Genomic DNA, 16,038 nt, shown 5'->3' with positions numbered 1-16,038 from the left:
TGCTGGTGAAGTCGTCTTAAGCGATGTCAACTTGACTTAAGAACTCGTCGAGAGCCTTCTTACCATTCTTGCTTAGTCGAGGGTGGCAACACAGCATGCCATCGTCAGTTTTCACACAGAAGCCACGCCAGTTTTCCCGCCAAGATTTGATCTGGTCAGGCGCGATTGAGACTCCATCGATTTCCAGAAACCCGTCTTGCAGACTGAATATTTCACCTTTGGCGACATATTTCAAAGCAAGAATAAGTGAAGGTAAGAAAAATAAGAAACATATCCAACCGACCAAGTAGGAAGCCCAGGTTGGGATTTGGCGTCTACCTCTTCCAACTGCTTCTAGATCGATAGTTCCAGTGGTCACCAATTCCACTATCGACATGCCAGGTAGAGTGACCATCATGCCAAATAGCACCCCAAAAAGCAGGTAGCGGTCAAACTTGTAGGTCATTTTTCGCTCTGAAAGTCGATTTGAAGATTCTTGCGATTTGATTGCGCGCCTATAACGGACCGAAAGAGTGAGAGTAAGATCTGGAGGCAGGGCAAGAGAGCGCCATATCATCTCGACCGTGGAGCAAGGATGCAGCAGACATCTTCTTTGCCAAAAAGTTGGATCGCCGGATCAGGTCCTGGGTGACGACGGCGCTCATAACAACCGCATCTGACCACCAACTTCCGGTGGTCTGAAGCGCGAGCAATCCAGCTCGAACTGTACCTTCTCGATCCCTGCCTTCTGGCACGCCACTTGGGATCGTGCTCTGAACACGTCCGGCAATACTCCGCTTGGCTCAATGCGGATGGAGAAAGGTGATCACCTTGCCCCTTGCGTTTGGCACAGTGGGCCAATCCGACAGCATTAAGACTCAATTATCTCGAGACGGGGTCGTAATTGACAAGCGCACTTCTCCCTCATATGTCACTAAATAGTGACATATCAATTTCATCAAGATGACCAGGTCTGGAAGGCGCTCAGCGATGGGCGACGACGCATGATCGTTGAGGCTTTGGCAACCGGGCCGAAGCAGACGGGCGAGCTGGTCGACTTGTTTGACGACATAGGCCGCACCGGCGTCCTCAAACACATCGAAATACTGACTGAAGGCAACATCATCCACGTGCGTCGGGAAGGCCGCGCGCGGTGGAACTATCTCAACCCGGAACCGATCAAGGCCGTCTGCAGCAGCTGGGTCGTCAGACATATCGATGGGGTGAAAGCATCAGCAGACAAACTCAAGCAAATCGCTGAACAAGGAACCGAACCATGAGCGACCTTACCGACGTAACGATCATGAAATATCAGTTTGAAGTGCCGATCAAACGCAGCGCTTCCGACATCTGGTCACTGATGATCGACCAGATCGACGATTGGTGGATGAGTGACTTTCGGGCGTTGGGTGAAGGATCGAAGGTCTCCTTGAGCGCGGAAACGGGCGGTCAGTTGATCGAAACAGGGGCCGATGGCAGCTCGCTTGAGTGGTACCGAGTGCAGATGGTCACGCCCGGAAAAGTGCTCTATCTCGTCGGCTATATGGCACCCGACTGGGGTGGTCCGACCACCTCCATGCTGAAACTGGCAGTCGAAGAACGCGATGAGGGCGGAGCCTTGGTTGTCTCGGATGCGCTTTTGGGCAACGTCACAGAGAGTTCAGCAAGCAGCGCCGAGGGTGGGTGGAAGTTGTTGTTCGGAGACGGACTAAAGGCATTCTGCGAGAAGTAGCTTGCGACGCTTTCCGGGACCGAATGATGGTTGGTCCTGTGGAAAAGCGGTTCGGCTATCCAGGCATCACAGCAATCGCATCTGACCACCCACTTCTGGTCGTCTGAAGCGCGAGCAATCCAGCTCGAACTTGGCTTTGCCAATTCCCGCTTTCCGGCACGCCACCCGGAACCGCGCTCTGAATAAGTCCGCCCATACGCCGCTTGGCTTCATGCGGGTGAAGAAGTCGGGATCGTTGTCTCGCCCGCCTCTGATAGAGCGCACAATGCTCATCACCTTGCCTGCGCGTTCGGGGTAGTGGACGTCGAGCCATTCGCGGAAGAGCGGCGCGACTTCGTGGGGAAGGCGTAGCGGTATCCAGCCTGCGTTCATCACACCGAGTTCGCCTGCCCGCGCGACGATGCTTTCCATGAATTCGTCTGTGATTGCAGGGATAATCGGCGAGACTGAGCAATGGGTTGGCACGCCGATTTCGACCAGTTTCCCAAGCGCCGCAAGACGCTTGGCGGGCGCGGCGCAGCGCGGTTCGAGTTTGCCTGAGAGCACCGGGTCGAGCGTTGTGACCGATATGGCCACCGCTACCAATTTCTCCCGCGCCATTTCCTCCAGCAGATCGGCGTCGCGTATCACGCGGTCAGACTTGGTGGTGATCGTCACCGGATGGCGCGCTTCGAGGCACACTTTCAGGATATCGCGCGTGATCCGGTAGTCGCGCTCGATCGGTTGGTAAGGATCGGTGTTGGTGCCGAGCGCAATCGGGCGAGGGCGGTATTTGCGCTTGGCCAAAGTTGCGCGCAGCAGTTCGGCGGCGCCCGGTTTGGCGAACAGCTTTGTCTCGAAATCAAGGCCGGGAGAGAGGTCGTGATAAGCATGGGTAGGACGAGCGAAGCAATAGACGCAGCCATGCTCGCACCCGCGATAGGTATTGATTGACCGGTCGAAAGGAATGTCGGGAGACTTGTTGAAGCTGATGATCGTTTTGGGATGTTCTTCGGTGACCGTGGTGCGCAGTTTGATCGGCGGACCGTCGAGTGCCTCGACATGATCGCGCCAGTCGCCATCGGTTTCACGGTTTGCGAGACCAAAGCGGGTCGGGGCATTCGCCGAGGCGGCTCCGCGTCCGGCTTCGAACTCCGGATGGTTGGGTTTAGGTGTTCCCATAATGAGAACATATAAAGAACAAGACGTGGCTTGAGAAGGTCTATTTCTCTCTCAAGCGTGGCATTAACTCCACGAAGTTACAGGGACGGTTTCGGTTGTCGAGTTGCTCGGCCAAAATTCCATCCCATCCATCCTTCACTGCGCCATTCGAACCGGGGAGGGCGAAGATATAGGTGCCGCGTGCAACGACGGCGCAGGCGCGCGATTGCACGGTGCTGGTGCCGATGGTCTTGTAGCTGAGCCAGCGGAACAACTCGCCAAAACCGGGGACGTCGCGGCCGCCTTCGATGCGAGACAGGGCTTCGGGTGTAACATCGCGCCCGGTCAGACCGGTACCTCCCGTACTGACAATCGCGTCAATCTCGGGATTGTCGATCCAGGCGTCGAATTGCTGGGCCAGCAGTTCGGCATCGTCTTTGATGATCTTCCGCGAGGCCAAGGCATGACCGGCACTCGTCACGCGGGCAGCGAGGATATCGCCGGAGGTGTCGTCAGCCTCGGTGCGTGTGTCTGAGACGGTCAGAACGGCAATGTTGATCGGGGTAAAGGTCTTCGCCTCATCAATCGCCACCTTACCTCTCCCTGCCGTTAGCGCCTCGCTGACCGGGCTCTAGCCATATCGGGGAAGACTGGCCACTGCCCTTGTGCAAGCGCGCGGCGGCTTGGCGAATCGACGCCCGCGGCGCGCTCATACATCCAGTAATTGCGCATCACGATGGCGACATAACCGCGCGTTTCCCAATAGGGGATCGATTCCATCCAGAGCAGAGCGTCGCCCTGATCGTTGATCTCGCTGTTCCAGCGGCTGACCGGCGTGAGACCGGCGTTGTAAGCCGCCATGATCTTCGGCAGCAGGCCCTGCGTCGCATAGCTGTCGCGAAGCATCTCAAGGTGCTGCTGGCCGTATGCGAGATTGACCTCTGGGTCGTTGAGGTCGGCATAACTCGCGCCGAGATTGAGGCTGCGGTTATGATCGCGCGCTGTGCCCGGCATGATCTGCATCAGACCGCGCGCATTGGCTGGGCTGACCGCTCCAGCGCGGAAGTTAGATTCCTGCAAGGCATGCGCAAAGGCGAGGGCCGGATCGACGCTCCAGCCAGTCTTTGGCTGCCAGCGCGCGACCGGATACCGCAGGGAGCTTTCGCTCCGCATGCCATAGGGCGCATTGTGCGCGAGGAAGAGCTGGGTCGATGGCAGGCCAAGCTCGCGAGCGAGGCGCGCGATCGAAGCGTAATCCTGCGACCGGCCAATCCGCGCCTCGTGGCGAAGCACTTCATCAGCGAGACCGGGACGGCCTATTTCAACCAGCGCGGTCGCAACGCGAACATTGGAGCGGTCGTTGATCGAACGCCAATCGTTGTCGGTGAACGGAGAAGGCTCGGCTCCTGCTGGAAGCTCAATGCCCAGTTGGTCTGCCGCAAGCATTCCGTAAAGTGTCTCACTGTGCTGCGATGCGGCTTGCAAGTGCTGCTGCGCCTGTCCCGGTTCGCGGCAACGGACAAGGGACCGGTGCGCCCAATAATGCGCGGCAGTCGTCAGCTCGACATTGGTCGAGTTTTGCGCGGCGCGCGCAAATGCTTCGGCAGAAAGCGCGCAATAGCCAAGGCGCCATGCAGACAGTCCGGCGACCCAATCGCCTTCAGCAACCCAGGCACCGCTGCCTTCAGAAACTTTTTCGGCAAGCGCCAATGCGTTCTCATCGTCATTCTCGATGTAGAAACTCCAAGCAACGCGTTGGCGCCATTCGGCGCGCGCAGCGGAGCTCAGCTGACCATCGACTTCCGCGAGCTTCTCGTAGGCACCCATCGGATTGTCGTTCTTGATCGCGTCAAGGATCGCGGATTTGGCGCTTGCCGAAAGTGTACCATCGTTGACCGGGCGAGGCCGGATACGCTTCGATGCGGCGGGCTGGCGGCGGAAGCCCTGCGCGCTCGGAAAACTCGGAGTCCATTGCAGACCGCGCTTTGCGCCCATGCGGCCAAGCTGCTGCGATTGCGGCAGTTCGACACCCATGCTGAACCACGTGCCGATCGCGTCGGCGCTGACTTTGGGACTCTTGGCGTGGGTGTAGTACTCGGCGAGCGCCATCTGATGCAGGATGCCGCCCTGACGGTCTTTGAGGAGCTTTTCGACCTCTTGCCATTGCTGACGGTCGATCGAGCGGAACACGTGCCGATAAAAGTCGCGCTCCTGGTTCGACAACACGCTCGGCAAAGAATTGCTCTGGTTCGCTTGCCGATCGTAATGCGCAGCCATGCTCTGACTTTGCGCCGAAGCTATCGTGGGAACGGTAAGAGCAGTTGCTAGAGTTAAGGCGACCAAAGCGGGCCGAACGCAGGTATTCATTATCGCTTGGCCGACCATTCAATCCATCTCCGCCAGAACCGGGCTTTCAGCCGGGGCATCGTCATGAGGCTATCCAGCCCCTCACTAACCAGAAGCGGCGTAGGTGGATTAACTAAGTTGATTTCACGTAAAGATGATGGGTCTTTCGGCAATTCGTGGCCAATTAGCGGCAGAATGTTGCCGCCGAGGGCAAGAACGCTTTTCGGAGCCGCAAGTTTGATGTGATGCGCGGTAATTGCATCCATTCCGGCGGCTGCGATGCTTGCGGTATCGGCCATGGGAGTGGGCCTTGGCAGCGCGGATGCGAAATAGACCTCATCCTCCGTCAGACCCATCGCGTTAAGCATACGTGCTAGCAATTGACCTTGCGGTCCGGTGAACAGCCTGTCCCGGTCGCCTTCCTCTGGTTCGACCGCCAGCACCATCAGTTTTGCGTTGGCATCTCCCCGAGGTGAAACGCGACCCCGAGGTCCAATCGGATCAAGTCCCGGCGCCGTGAGCCAGAATTCGCGGAATTCGCTGAGCGTCTCCGGCGGCGAATCGCCAAGCAGATTGAGGCGCGCCGGTTGAGCGCGGGCTGGTTCGGCTGACTTGGAATCTGATATTCCTTCCGATGCGGCCACACCGGCAGTTGCCTTTGACTGCCCGGAACTGCCCTCCTGTTCCAGCTTTTCAAGCAACCAAGCCGTAGCGTCATCGGTGAAATCGGAATCGACCCCAGCCGCACTCCACCAGTCGAGCGCGCTCTCAAATTCCTGTGCAAGGGTGGGGGCAGAGTCCGTCATGCTATTGAATGCAAACCTTGACTGTCCGAATCGCAGTTAGCAAGTGCAGTTGAGACGAAATACGCGGCCCTGCCGGGTCGAAAACTATGGGAACCGGAAAAGCGCATGAGTGAACGGGAATCGATGCCGTGTGATGTTGTGATCGTTGGAGGCGGGCCAGCTGGCTTGTCCGCAGCGATCCGGCTGAAACAGATCAACGAAGAACTCGAAGTCGTGGTGCTTGAGAAGGGCTCCGAAATCGGCGCGCATATCCTCTCGGGCGCGGTGGTCGATCCCAAGGCGCTTGATGAGTTGATTCCTGACTGGCGCGACAAAGACTGCCCGATGGCAGAGACGCCGGTAACCGATAACTGGCACTGGGTGCTGTCAAAGGGCGGCAAGACTTCGCTGCCGCACCTGTTCATGCCGCCGCTGATGAGCAATCACGGTTGTTACACCGGCTCGCTCGGCAATATGTGCCGGTGGCTGGGTGAGCAGGCCGAAGAGCTGGGCGTGATGGTGTTCCCCGGCTTCCCCGCCAACGAAGTGATGTTCGACGATGACGGCAACGTCCGCGGCGTGATCACACAGGACATGGGCATCGCCGAGGATGGCTCGCACAAGCCCGACTATCAGCCGGGCATGGAGATCGAGGCGAAGTACACTCTGTTTGCCGAAGGTGCGCGCGGCTCGCTGACCAAGCAGATGAAGGCGAAGTTCGATCTCGAAGCGAACTGTCAGCCGCAGGTCTATGGCCTCGGCATCAAGGAATTGTGGGATATCGATCCCAAGAAACACGTGCCGGGCCGGGTGATCCATACGCAGGGTTGGCCTTTGAGCGAAAGCGACAGCTGGGGCGGGGGCTTCCTCTACCATCAGGCGAACGGACAGGTCGCGCTCGGTTTCGTGACGGCGCTCGATTACAAAAACCCATGGGTCTCGCCCTATCAGGAATTCCAGCGCTGGAAGCAGCATCCGGCGATCCGCGAATATCTCGAAGGCGGCACCCGGGTGGCTTATGGCGCGCGGGCGATTAATGAAGGCGGCTGGCAGGCTGTGCCGAAGCTCGCATTCCCCGGCGGCGCACTGATCGGCTGCGCGGCTGGATTCGTCAACGTGCCCCGGATCAAAGGCAGCCATACAGCCATGAAGAGCGGTATGCTGGCCGCAGAAAGCATCGCTGCGGCGGTGGCGGCCGGTCAAGAGAAGACCGAGCTGATGGACTATGACAGCGCCGTTCGCTCAAGCTGGATCGCAGATGAGCTGAAGGTAGTGAAGAACGCACAGCCGGCGGTCGCGAAGTATGGCGGCGACATCGGCACTGCGCTGGCGGGCGTGGACATGTGGATGCGCACGCTCAAGATTGGCCTCCCGATCAACATGAAGCATCACCCCGATTACACGCTGACGGGCCGTGCCGATCTTTATCCGAAGATCGACTATCCCAAGCCTGATGGCGAAATCAGCTTCGACCGCCTCACCAACGTAGCCTACAGCTTCACCAACCATGCAGAGGACCAGCCGGTCCACTTGCAAGTCGAAGACCGCGAGTTGCAGCGCGAGAGCGAATTCGAGGTCTTTGGCGGGCCGTCGTCACGCTATTGCCCAGCGGGCGTCTACGAGTGGATCCTGGAAGACGGCAAGGAGCCCAAGTTCCAGATCAACTCGCAAAACTGCGTCCACTGCAAGACTTGCGACATCAAGGACCCGAACCAGAACATCAACTGGGTCACGCCAGAGGGTGGCGGCGGGCCTAACTATCCGAATATGTGAGGTTCGATGGGCTGGGAATTCGACCAATCTCCTGACACGGCATGCTTCACCTGCAAGTCAATTCTTGCGGGGGCAGAAGTGCTTTTGGTTTCCCACTACGAAGAAGACCACTCCTGGGCCTTTCTCGACGGAAAGCCATTGGACATGGATGAGGCACTTCTCGTGTCAATGTCATCGGTGTTGTCTGCTCATCCGGAACTGCACGAGCTTTCCGATCTTCCTCCAGGTTGGACGGCGGAGCGAAAAGGGCGGGGGCTTCCATGGACAAGAGTTCAGGATGACTGACCCAGCCATGTTTATCTCTTTGTGTTGATCGAAACCGCCTACGCCAAGATTAACCTCGCGCTGCATGTCCGCAGGCGGCGGGAGGATGGCTACCACGAGCTTGAGACGCTGTTCGCCTTTGTGGATGCGGGGGACACACTGACCGCGCGAATTGCCGAAGAAGACCGGGTGACCACGCTCGGTGAGTTTGCGGGCGGGATCGATGATCCTCTCGACAATTTGGTTGCCAGAGCGCTCGGCGCACTGCCTCGGTCTCAAGGTCTCGACATCACGCTCGAAAAGAACCTGCCCGTTGCGGCGGGTCTTGGCGGCGGATCGGCCGATGCGGGTGCCGTATTCCGGCTGGTGGAGCGCCAGTATGGTTTGCCTGACGATTGGCTTGAACGCGCGACGAGGCTCGGAGCCGACGTGCCATCTTGCGTGCGGAGGGAAACCGCGATCGGACGCGGGACCGGGACCGAACTTGAGCCAACCGACACCGGATTGGCCGCGACGCCCGTACTGCTCATCAATCCACGCGTACCGCTGGCTACCGGCCCGGTGTTCAAAGCATGGGATGGCAAGGATCGCGGCGCACTCTCGCAAGGATCAGCGTGCGAAATCGCCGAACAGGGCCGCAATGACCTGCGTGAACCCGCTATTAAGATATGTCCGCAAATCGCTGATGTACTTGGTGAATTGGGCCGCGACACCGCGTGGAAGGTTGAAATGTCGGGATCAGGGGCCACATGTTTTGCACTCTATCCCAGCACCGAAGCGCGCGATGACGCGGCGCGCCGGATCGCCAAGGCGCGACCGGAATGGTGGCAAATGTCAGGAAAGCTTCGATGATCGATGGTATCCCATATCGCCAAATCGGCACGGTCAAGCGTGGCGGTTTGGTGTGTGTCGCTGATCATGCGTCGAACTTTGTGCCGCCCGATGTTCCACTCGGCATCCCGCGAAATCTCCTGGATCAGCACATAGCGGTCGATATTGGCGTCAATGGCGTCGCAGCGCGGATGGCGCGTCGCCATGACGTGCCAGCGCATCTGGCGACGGTCAGTCGCTTGGTGGTGGACCTGCATCGCGAAGAAGATCACCCAAATGTCGTTCCGACCGAGAGTGATGGGCACCTGATCCCCGGCAATATCGGTGCCGATGTTCAAGGCAGGCTCGATAGCTATTACAGGCCTTATCACAGCGCCTTGGCGAAATGGCTCGACGAAGCGGCACCCGAACTGATCATCTCGCTCCATAGCTTCACGCCGAAGCTGGAGACCAGCGATGAAGACCGTCCGTGGCAGGTCGCCTTGCTCTACAACGAGGATGACCGCGCAGCGCGCCACGCAATCCGCCTGTTCAGCGAGCTTGGACTGAATGTCGGCGATAACGAGCCGTATTCTGGCACCGAACTCAACGCCACGATGAACCGCCATGCCGAAGCGCACGGACGGTACTATTGTGCGATCGAGGTCCGACAGGATCTGATCACAACGCGGGCAGAGCAGTCGCGCTGGGCCGCGATGATATCCGATGTCGCGGGAAGGGTTGCGCTGGCGCTCGACTAGAGGCACTGGTCCTGTCGAAATTGCCTTTTGACGGGAAACAAAATGTCGTTCGATAAGTCCAAGCTGCCCAGCCGCCACGTTTCGGTCGGTCCAGAGCGTGCGCCGCATCGTTCCTATTACTACGCGATGGGCATGACCGAGGAGGAGATTGCGCGTCCTTTCGTCGCAGTTGCCAGCGCCGGAAACGATTCCGCTCCGTGCAACACGACGCTCGATCCCCAAGCCAATATCTGCCGCGAAGGCGTGATTGCGGGGGGAGGGACGCCGCGCCGTTTCAACACCATCACTGTTACCGATGGCATCGCGATGGGCCATCAGGGCATGAAAAGCTCGCTCATCAGTCGCGAAGTGATTGCGGACTCGGTTGAGCTTTCGGTGCGCGGGCATTGCTATGATGCGCTGGTCGGCTTTGCGGGGTGCGACAAGAGCCTGCCCGGCATGATGATGTCGATGCTGCGGCTGAATGTGCCGAGCATCTTCGTCTATGGCGGGTCGATCCTGCCGGGCACCTACAAAGGCGAAGACGTAACGGTCGTCGACGTGTTCGAGAAAGTTGGTCAGCACGCGGCAGGCAATTGCCCGCTGCAAGAGCTGATCGCGCTCGAAAAGGTGGCTTGTCCGGGGCACGGCGCGTGTGGAGGTCAGTTTACTGCGAACACCATGGCGTGCGTCGGCGAGGCTATCGGATTGTCGCTGCCAAACAGCAACATGTCACCTGCTCCGTACAAATCGCGCGAAGAGATCGCCCGCGCTGCTGGCGAGCAGGTGATGAAGCTGCTCGAGATCAATCTGCGTCCGCGCGATATCTGCACCAAGGCAGCATTTGAGAACGCCGCACGGGTTGTCGCTGCAACTGGCGGTTCGACTAACGCCGCGCTTCACCTACCGGCCATGGCGAGTGAATGCGGGATCGATTTCGATCTGTTCGATGTTGCCGAAATTTTCAAATCCACACCCTACATCGCAGACCTGAAACCGGGCGGGAAGTACGTCGCCAAGGACATGCACGAGGCCGGCGGCGTCTATATGGGCATGAAGACGCTGCTTGATGGCGGTTTCCTCGATCCCAACCCGATGACAGTGACGGGAAAAACACTGGGCGAAAACCTCGAAGAGATCACGTGGAACCCCGATCAGAAGGTGTTCTACGATGTGGCCAAACCGATCACGCCCACTGGCGGTGTTGTCGGCCTGAAAGGCTCGCTCGCGCCCGATGGAGCCATCGTGAAGGTCGCGGGGATGGAACGGCTGCAGTTTACTGGCACCGCCCGCGTATTTGACTGCGAGGAAGACGCCTTCGCCGCCGTCGAGCGCCGCGATATTGACGAAGGCAGTGTGATCATCATCCGCTACGAGGGGCCTAAGGGCGGCCCCGGAATGCGTGAAATGCTTTCCACCACCGCTGCACTCTATGGGCAGGGCATGGGTGAGAAAGTTGCGCTTATCACCGACGGACGCTTTTCAGGCGCGACGCGTGGCTTCTGCATCGGCCATGTCGGGCCGGAAGCCGCCGATGGCGGGCCGATTGCGCTGGTCGAGGATGGCGACACCATCTCCATTGATGCCGAGGCAGGGACAATCGATCTCCTTGTCGATCAAGCCGTGTTGGCAGAGCGTCACAAGGCGTGGCAGCCGCGCACTAACGATTATCAGTCGGGTGCTTTGTGGCGCTATTCGCAAACGGTGGGTCCAGCCAGCAAGGGCGCGCTCACTCATCCTGGTGCAAAGAGCGAAACGCATGTTTTTGCGGACATTTAGCGCTGTCGCTTCGGCGCTACTGCTAGCGGCTTGCACGACCGAAAGTCCGGCTCCCGAAGGTGAAATGATCGACTGCGCCATCGGGCCGGGTGCTGAGTATTCGGAGGTCTGCACGCTCGAATGGTTGGGAGATGAACTCGATAGCGAATTTTTGATTCACCACCCAGACGGAAGCTTTCGCAGATTTGCTTTCGATGGCGAGCATCAAATCGTGACCACAGATGGTGCAGACCCAGCCGAAACAATAAGAGCAATTTCTCATGCCTTTTGGGAGTTTTCCGTCGGTGGTGACCGCTACAAGCTGCCGCTGCCCGACGGTTATGGCGAGTGACTCACACTCGAATCTTTACAGTCGCCCAAATGCAAGCCGCCGAGCAGGCGATCTTCGATGCCGGGACCAGTGTTGAGGAACTCATGGAGATCGCCGCGGGCGGTGCGGCTGAGTGGATCAGGCGCGTCGCTTCAGGTCGCTCGGTCACGGTGCTTTGCGGGCCAGGCAACAATGGCGGTGATGGCTATGTGATCGCCCGGCGTTTGCGTGAATTCGGAAACTCGGTTCAGGTCATCGCGCCGTTGGAGCCGAAGACCGATGCCGCAAAGGCTGCAAGGAAGGCTTGGAACGCGGAAGTTCTCACTTCCGGAACTGGATCAGCTGCAGAGGTGTTTGTCGATTGCCTGTTCGGCTCTGGCCTGACCCGTGCATTGTCGCCGGAACATGCAGTCTTGTTGCTAGATTTGGCTGAAAGGCATGCGCTCAAAGTCGCGATCGACCTGCCATCTGGAATTGAGAATGATAGCGGCGCGCTGCTCAATGATCGGCTGCCGCAGTACGATCTCACCCTTGCACTCGGGGCCTGGAAATACGCGCATTTCTCAATGCCTGGGCGCGCAATGATGGGCTTCAAGCGGCTTGTCCAAATCGGAGTGGCACCTGTCGAAGGCGCGGCGGAACTGATCGGCAGGCCGCGACTTTCGTCGCCTGGTCTGGAGAGCCACAAATATAGGCGCGGACTTGCGGCTATCATTGGCGGCGAAATGCCCGGGGCGGCGGTTTTGGCTGCTCAAGCGGCGCAGCGGGCCGGGGCGGGCTACGTGAAGCTCTTAGGCGAGCAGGACTATCCCAATGCTGGAGCCGGATTGGTCACTGAAAGCGCACCGCTCTCCCAAACGCTCGTCGACGAACGCATTAATGCCGTGTTGATCGGGCCTGGACTTGGGCGAACTGATGCCGCCAAGGATGCAGTCAACTCCGCGATGCAGCTTGCGCCCGCGCTTGTGCTTGATGCCGACGCATTGCAATTGCTCGCCCCGATTGATCTCGGTCGAGACATCCCGATCCTCGCCACGCCTCACGATGGCGAACTTGGAACGCTTTGCCGAAGCTTCTCGGTCATTGCCGAGGGACGCCGAGCGCGAGCGATCGCGCTGGCCAAGACCTCGGGAATGGTGATCTGCGCGAAGGGCCCGGACACGGTCGTCGCCGCGCCCGACGGCAGGCTCGCATTGGCTCCGCCGGCTTCGAGCTGGTTATCGGTCGCAGGCAGTGGCGATGTGCTCGCTGGCATCGCCGTGAGCCGCATGGCGAAGGGCCGCGATCCATTCACTGCCGCTTGCGAGGCCGTATGGCTCCATGGCGAGGCGGCAAGGCAGTATGGTGCGGCATTCACTCCCGACGAGCTGGCACAATCGGTCTCCCGCGCATTTGCAGAATGTCTATGAGTGAAATGCAGCAAATCATCCGCCTTGCAGCAAAAGGCGATGGCGTCACCACCGATGGCCTGCATGTGCGTGGCTCGCTTCCTGGCGACTTGGTCGATGGCAAGGCGATCACCGCACGTGGACCGCACCATGTAGCGCCTGCTTGCCGCCACTTCGGCACTTGCGGCGGCTGTCAGCTTCAGCATGCCGACGAAGCCACTCTCGAGAGCTTTGTCCGAGACCGAGTCGTAAACGCGGCTCAGGGTCAAGGCTTGGACATCGGCGAAGTGCTGCCGACGCATCTGTCTCCTCCTGCCGCGCGTCGCCGGGCAACGCTGCATGGCCTGCGAACGCAACAGGGGGCTGTGCTCGGTTTTCGGGAGGGCGGCGCACATCGGATCGTTGATCTGGCGGAGTGTGCGGTCATTGCGCCTGAACTTACGGCATTGGTGGAGCCACTGCGCGGGTTTATCGCGACTCATGGCCCAAAGAATGCAGTTGATGCTCAACTGGCACTCGCCAATCAGGGAGTTGATATTGGATTGAGCAATTTTCCATTGGAAGGCTTGGCCGCGACCGAAGCAGCGATCGATTTTGCGAAGGATCATGGGCTTGCACGCCTGACCATCGATCAGGGTTATGGCGGGGAAACGCAGTGGGAGCCCGAGCCTGTCACGATGACCTTGTCAGGCGTACCGGTGCCGATGCCATCTGGCTCTTTCCTGCAAGCGACAGCTGACGCCGAGGCGCTGATGATTGCGGATGCTCGGGCTTGGTTGGACGGGTCGCGATTGGTGGCGGATCTCTTCTCAGGCCTCGGAACGTTCGCATTCGCCTTACGCGATGGCCGCAAGGTGCTTGCTGCCGAGGCGGATCAGGCGGCGCATCTTGCCTGCAAAGCTGGATCAGTGCGTGCGGAGGGGGCTGTCCATCCGCTTCACCGCGACCTCTTCCGAAATCCGCTCCAGACAAGCGAGCTCAGCCGGTTCGATGCCATTCTACTCGATCCGCCACGTGCGGGTGCGAAGGCGCAGATTGCCGAGATAGCGGCGAGCACCTTGAGCAAGGTTGTCTACGTCAGTTGCAATCCTTCAAGCTGGGCCCGTGATGCGGCCACTTTGGTTGAAGCGGGTTTCAAGCTCGCGAAGCTCCGGCCTATTGGCCAGTTCCGCTGGTCCACACATGTGGAATTGACCAGCTTGCTTGTGCGTTAGCTGCGCAACGCGGAGAGGATCTGCGCTTCCAGCCATTCGCGATGCGCCGGTTCGACATAGGCATGTCCAGCGCCTTCGCAGCGCGCTATCCGAGCGTCGGACTTGTCCCAGCTCTGCTCAAAAACTTGTGCGGTTCGATCACCGGTCGCGAGGAGAATTCTGGCAGGGCCAGAGAATTGGTCCAGACCGGTGCGCATCTCATCGGCCAAGGTCGAAGGGGCGGGGTCAGAGCGAATAGACTTGGTCAGTCCCCGTGCAAGTTTGCGAAGGTCAACGCCGCCGCGCAGCAACCGACCGATCTCTTTGGGATTTTTCAATTTTTCTGCGTAGCGAGCACGGATTGCCGCCGGGGGAGGGGATGCATCCTCTCCGCCGTCTTCGCTTTCTTCAATGGTCCATGGGTTGGACAGCACCAAGCCATCGCAACCGGCACCACTCGACAACATCAGCGCCGAGGCTGCATCGCAGTTCCCAAAGCCGATCACCCGCTCAACCTGCGGGGCAATCGCGCGAAACGCCTTGAGCGCCGCTGTGATGTCGCCTTCGCTGCTGCGAAAGCCGCGATTTTCGCCTTCGCTGTCGCCGATACCGCGCCGGTCGAAACGAAAGACGGAAAAGCCTGTCCGTGCGATTTTGGCCGCGAGCAGTGATTGGCCCGAGAACGCGCCCGAACGCACTTCATTGCCGCCGCTCACCAGCAAAAGTCCGGTGGTGCCGGGAGCGGTATCAAGGGTGCCGGCAAGTTTCAGCCTTCCGCACCCGAAATCGAGGCTCAGGCGGGTCATGTCTTCTCACCCACGGCAAGCGCAATGATCGCGGCGAGGGCATCGGCCTGCGCCGCGTTTTCGTCAGGCTCGGCGCGAAGCCATAGGCCGGGACCGCCGACGGTCGATTGAGCGATCTCGACTTGTGTGTCCGAGTCGTCGGCGTCCGCTGCCTCCAACTCACGAAACATGGCAGGTCCGATATCCCATCCACCTAGAGTAAGACCGACGGTTCTTCCCATTTGCATCAGTTGGTCAGTGGTCTCTTCAAGCCCTTGTTCTCGGGCAGAAATGGTTCGCGCTCTGATCATGCCGCGAAGGAGCTTGGGTCCTGATTGAGGCGCGTAGCGCCAGCCCGACAATGCAGCTGGAGCGATCAGCGCACCCGATCGCAAGCTAAGGACATGAGTGGCGTCAAAGGCGTCCGCTGCAGCCAATGCAGCCTCTCGCCAACTTTCGATTGTCTGTTCACTTAGAAGCACGAGACTTTCGTTGCAGCCCGGAAGATCGGGCAGGAAACTATCCACGCCCGCGCCGTCCAGTCGCCGCATCACTTCGACCGTCAACCGCCGCAATTTGTTGGCTTCATCGAACCATGCCGGGAGAACCAGCACACGCACCGCGCGCTGCTCATCGAAAGAGACCAGCAATTCCTCGCTAGATTTGCCGTCTGGTAGCGGCGCTTGCCACGTTCCAATCACAACCGAGCTGTCCCGGTGATCAACGCTCAGCCTTCGATGATCTTGGCTTCGGCGAAGGACAGTAGCCCGCCGTAGGTTTCAAGCATTTCACCATCGACGTCGTCGTCATCGATCACGATGTCGAGCCGATCTTCCATTTCAGTCAGCAATCCAGCGACAGCCATCGAATCCAATTCTGGAAGATGGCCGAACAGACCAGTGTCAGGCGTAAACGCGTCGGCTTGCTCGGGATCGATGCCGAGCACGTCCGCAATGACCGATTTGAGCCGGCGATCGATTTCCGCTCGGCTCATTCCAAGGCCCGACTTATCGG

Annotated in this window: 18 protein-coding genes; 10 read left to right on the top strand and 8 right to left on the bottom strand. The window is 59.2% G+C overall.

From position 1 onward, the window contains the following. Window positions 1-16 precede the first annotated feature (16 nt). Window positions 17-445, bottom strand: a complete 429-nt coding sequence (locus tag Q0837_RS06950) for a hypothetical protein (protein ID WP_298466809.1) — start codon at window positions 443-445, stop codon at window positions 17-19. Window positions 446-920: 475 nt separating this feature from the next. Here Q0837_RS06950 and Q0837_RS06945 point away from each other — a divergent pair, with 475 nt between their 5' ends. Both Q0837_RS06945 and Q0837_RS06940 read left to right on the top strand, forming a co-directional pair. Continuing rightward, complete coding sequence (locus tag Q0837_RS06945) at window positions 921-1,259, top strand: helix-turn-helix transcriptional regulator (RefSeq protein ID WP_298466808.1); 339 nt, start codon at window positions 921-923, stop codon at window positions 1,257-1,259. After that, on the top strand, window positions 1,256-1,711 hold the full coding sequence (locus Q0837_RS06940; protein ID WP_298466807.1) for a hypothetical protein: 456 nt from the start codon (window positions 1,256-1,258) through the stop codon (window positions 1,709-1,711). The genes Q0837_RS06945 and Q0837_RS06940 overlap by 4 nt, the downstream gene beginning before the upstream one ends. Window positions 1,712-1,777: 66 nt before the next feature. On the opposite strand, the gene Q0837_RS06935 is transcribed toward Q0837_RS06940, so the two are convergent. From Q0837_RS06935 to Q0837_RS06920, 4 genes are all read right to left on the bottom strand, one after another. Further along, window positions 1,778-2,872: a PA0069 family radical SAM protein gene (locus tag Q0837_RS06935; protein ID WP_298466806.1), complete on the bottom strand. Its 1,095-nt coding sequence runs from the start codon at window positions 2,870-2,872 to the stop codon at window positions 1,778-1,780. 40 nt (window positions 2,873-2,912) lie between these two features. Beyond that, window positions 2,913-3,443 carry a molybdenum cofactor biosynthesis protein B gene (moaB, locus tag Q0837_RS06930; protein ID WP_298466805.1) on the bottom strand — a complete coding sequence of 177 codons (531 nt, stop codon included), beginning with the start codon at window positions 3,441-3,443 and terminating at the stop codon, window positions 2,913-2,915. Window positions 3,444-3,460: 17 nt separating this feature from the next. After that, on the bottom strand, window positions 3,461-5,128 hold the full coding sequence (locus Q0837_RS06925) for a lytic transglycosylase domain-containing protein (protein ID WP_298466802.1): 1,668 nt from the start codon (window positions 5,126-5,128) through the stop codon (window positions 3,461-3,463). Between the two features lie 89 nt (window positions 5,129-5,217). Beyond that, window positions 5,218-6,003 (bottom strand): uracil-DNA glycosylase family protein, encoded by a 786-nt coding sequence (locus tag Q0837_RS06920; RefSeq protein ID WP_298466799.1) that lies wholly within the window; start codon window positions 6,001-6,003, stop codon window positions 5,218-5,220. Between the two features lie 105 nt (window positions 6,004-6,108). On the opposite strand from Q0837_RS06920, the gene Q0837_RS06915 reads away from it, so the two are divergent. The 8 genes from Q0837_RS06915 (at window position 6,109) to Q0837_RS06880 (ending at window position 14,260) form a co-directional block, all read left to right on the top strand. Continuing rightward, window positions 6,109-7,755: an electron transfer flavoprotein-ubiquinone oxidoreductase gene (locus Q0837_RS06915; protein ID WP_298466796.1), complete on the top strand. Its 1,647-nt coding sequence runs from the start codon at window positions 6,109-6,111 to the stop codon at window positions 7,753-7,755. 6 nt (window positions 7,756-7,761) lie between these two features. Continuing rightward, the gene (locus Q0837_RS06910) at window positions 7,762-8,040 is read left to right on the top strand and encodes a hypothetical protein (protein WP_298466793.1); all 279 of its coding nucleotides are present in this window, start codon (window positions 7,762-7,764) and stop codon (window positions 8,038-8,040) included. 21 nt (window positions 8,041-8,061) lie between these two features. Continuing rightward, on the top strand, window positions 8,062-8,871 hold the full coding sequence (locus Q0837_RS06905; protein ID WP_298466790.1) for a 4-(cytidine 5'-diphospho)-2-C-methyl-D-erythritol kinase: 810 nt from the start codon (window positions 8,062-8,064) through the stop codon (window positions 8,869-8,871). Next, window positions 8,868-9,590, top strand: a complete 723-nt coding sequence (locus Q0837_RS06900; protein WP_298466788.1) for an N-formylglutamate amidohydrolase — start codon at window positions 8,868-8,870, stop codon at window positions 9,588-9,590. The genes Q0837_RS06905 and Q0837_RS06900 overlap by 4 nt, the downstream gene beginning before the upstream one ends. A 42-nt stretch (window positions 9,591-9,632) precedes the next feature. Then, window positions 9,633-11,348: a dihydroxy-acid dehydratase gene (gene ilvD / locus Q0837_RS06895; protein WP_298466785.1), complete on the top strand. Its 1,716-nt coding sequence runs from the start codon at window positions 9,633-9,635 to the stop codon at window positions 11,346-11,348. A 64-nt stretch (window positions 11,349-11,412) separates the two neighbouring features. Beyond that, on the top strand, window positions 11,413-11,679 hold the full coding sequence (locus Q0837_RS06890) for a hypothetical protein (protein ID WP_298466782.1): 267 nt from the start codon (window positions 11,413-11,415) through the stop codon (window positions 11,677-11,679). Next, complete coding sequence (locus tag Q0837_RS06885) at window positions 11,676-13,067, top strand: NAD(P)H-hydrate dehydratase (RefSeq protein ID WP_298466779.1); 1,392 nt, start codon at window positions 11,676-11,678, stop codon at window positions 13,065-13,067. The genes Q0837_RS06890 and Q0837_RS06885 overlap by 4 nt, the downstream gene beginning before the upstream one ends. After that, complete coding sequence (locus Q0837_RS06880) at window positions 13,064-14,260, top strand: class I SAM-dependent RNA methyltransferase (protein ID WP_298466777.1); 1,197 nt, start codon at window positions 13,064-13,066, stop codon at window positions 14,258-14,260. The genes Q0837_RS06885 and Q0837_RS06880 overlap by 4 nt, the downstream gene beginning before the upstream one ends. Here the strand turns inward: Q0837_RS06880 and Q0837_RS06875 are convergent. The 3 genes from Q0837_RS06875 to Q0837_RS06865 are packed head-to-tail and all read right to left on the bottom strand — an operon-like array spanning window position 14,257 to window position 16,018. Further along, on the bottom strand, window positions 14,257-15,045 hold the full coding sequence (locus Q0837_RS06875; protein WP_298466774.1) for a hydrolase 1, exosortase A system-associated: 789 nt from the start codon (window positions 15,043-15,045) through the stop codon (window positions 14,257-14,259). The two genes, Q0837_RS06880 and Q0837_RS06875, sit on opposite strands and share 4 nt — an antisense overlap. Further along, on the bottom strand, window positions 15,042-15,725 hold the full coding sequence (locus Q0837_RS06870) for a hypothetical protein (RefSeq protein WP_298466771.1): 684 nt from the start codon (window positions 15,723-15,725) through the stop codon (window positions 15,042-15,044). Before Q0837_RS06870 ends, Q0837_RS06875 begins: the two co-directional genes overlap by 4 nt. 26 nt (window positions 15,726-15,751) lie before the next feature. Continuing rightward, window positions 15,752-16,018 (bottom strand): acyl carrier protein, encoded by a 267-nt coding sequence (locus Q0837_RS06865; RefSeq protein WP_298469827.1) that lies wholly within the window; start codon window positions 16,016-16,018, stop codon window positions 15,752-15,754. Between the last annotated feature and the right edge of the window lie 20 nt (window positions 16,019-16,038).

The sequence above is a fragment of the uncultured Erythrobacter sp. genome, assembly GCF_947499705.1.
Taxonomy (GTDB): Bacteria; Pseudomonadota; Alphaproteobacteria; order Sphingomonadales; family Sphingomonadaceae; genus Erythrobacter.
This window is presented reverse-complemented; position numbering and strand designations above follow the sequence as displayed.

Bases quoted from the DNA above. Each gene is read 5' to 3' on its own strand.
- Q0837_RS06950 (WP_298466809.1), bottom strand. From the start codon at position 445: ATGACCTACAAGTTTGACCGCTACCTGCTTTTTGGGGTGCTATTTGGC.
- Q0837_RS06940 (WP_298466807.1), top strand. From the start codon at position 1,256: ATGAGCGACCTTACCGACGTAACGATCATGAAATATCAGTTTGAAGTG.
- Q0837_RS06935 (WP_298466806.1), bottom strand. From the start codon at position 2,872: ATGGGAACACCTAAACCCAACCATCCGGAGTTCGAAGCCGGACGCGGA.
- Q0837_RS06925 (WP_298466802.1), bottom strand. From the start codon at position 5,128: ATGGCTGCGCATTACGATCGGCAAGCGAACCAGAGCAATTCTTTGCCG.
- Q0837_RS06920 (WP_298466799.1), bottom strand. From the start codon at position 6,003: ATGACGGACTCTGCCCCCACCCTTGCACAGGAATTTGAGAGCGCGCTC.
- Q0837_RS06915 (WP_298466796.1), top strand. From the start codon at position 6,109: ATGAGTGAACGGGAATCGATGCCGTGTGATGTTGTGATCGTTGGAGGC.
- Q0837_RS06910 (WP_298466793.1), top strand. From the start codon at position 7,762: ATGGGCTGGGAATTCGACCAATCTCCTGACACGGCATGCTTCACCTGC.
- Q0837_RS06900 (WP_298466788.1), top strand. From the start codon at position 8,868: ATGATCGATGGTATCCCATATCGCCAAATCGGCACGGTCAAGCGTGGC.
- ilvD (WP_298466785.1), top strand. From the start codon at position 9,633: ATGTCGTTCGATAAGTCCAAGCTGCCCAGCCGCCACGTTTCGGTCGGT.
- Q0837_RS06890 (WP_298466782.1), top strand. From the start codon at position 11,413: ATGATCGACTGCGCCATCGGGCCGGGTGCTGAGTATTCGGAGGTCTGC.
- Q0837_RS06880 (WP_298466777.1), top strand. From the start codon at position 13,064: ATGAGTGAAATGCAGCAAATCATCCGCCTTGCAGCAAAAGGCGATGGC.
- Q0837_RS06875 (WP_298466774.1), bottom strand. From the start codon at position 15,045: ATGACCCGCCTGAGCCTCGATTTCGGGTGCGGAAGGCTGAAACTTGCC.
- Q0837_RS06865 (WP_298469827.1), bottom strand. From the start codon at position 16,018: ATGAGCCGAGCGGAAATCGATCGCCGGCTCAAATCGGTCATTGCGGAC.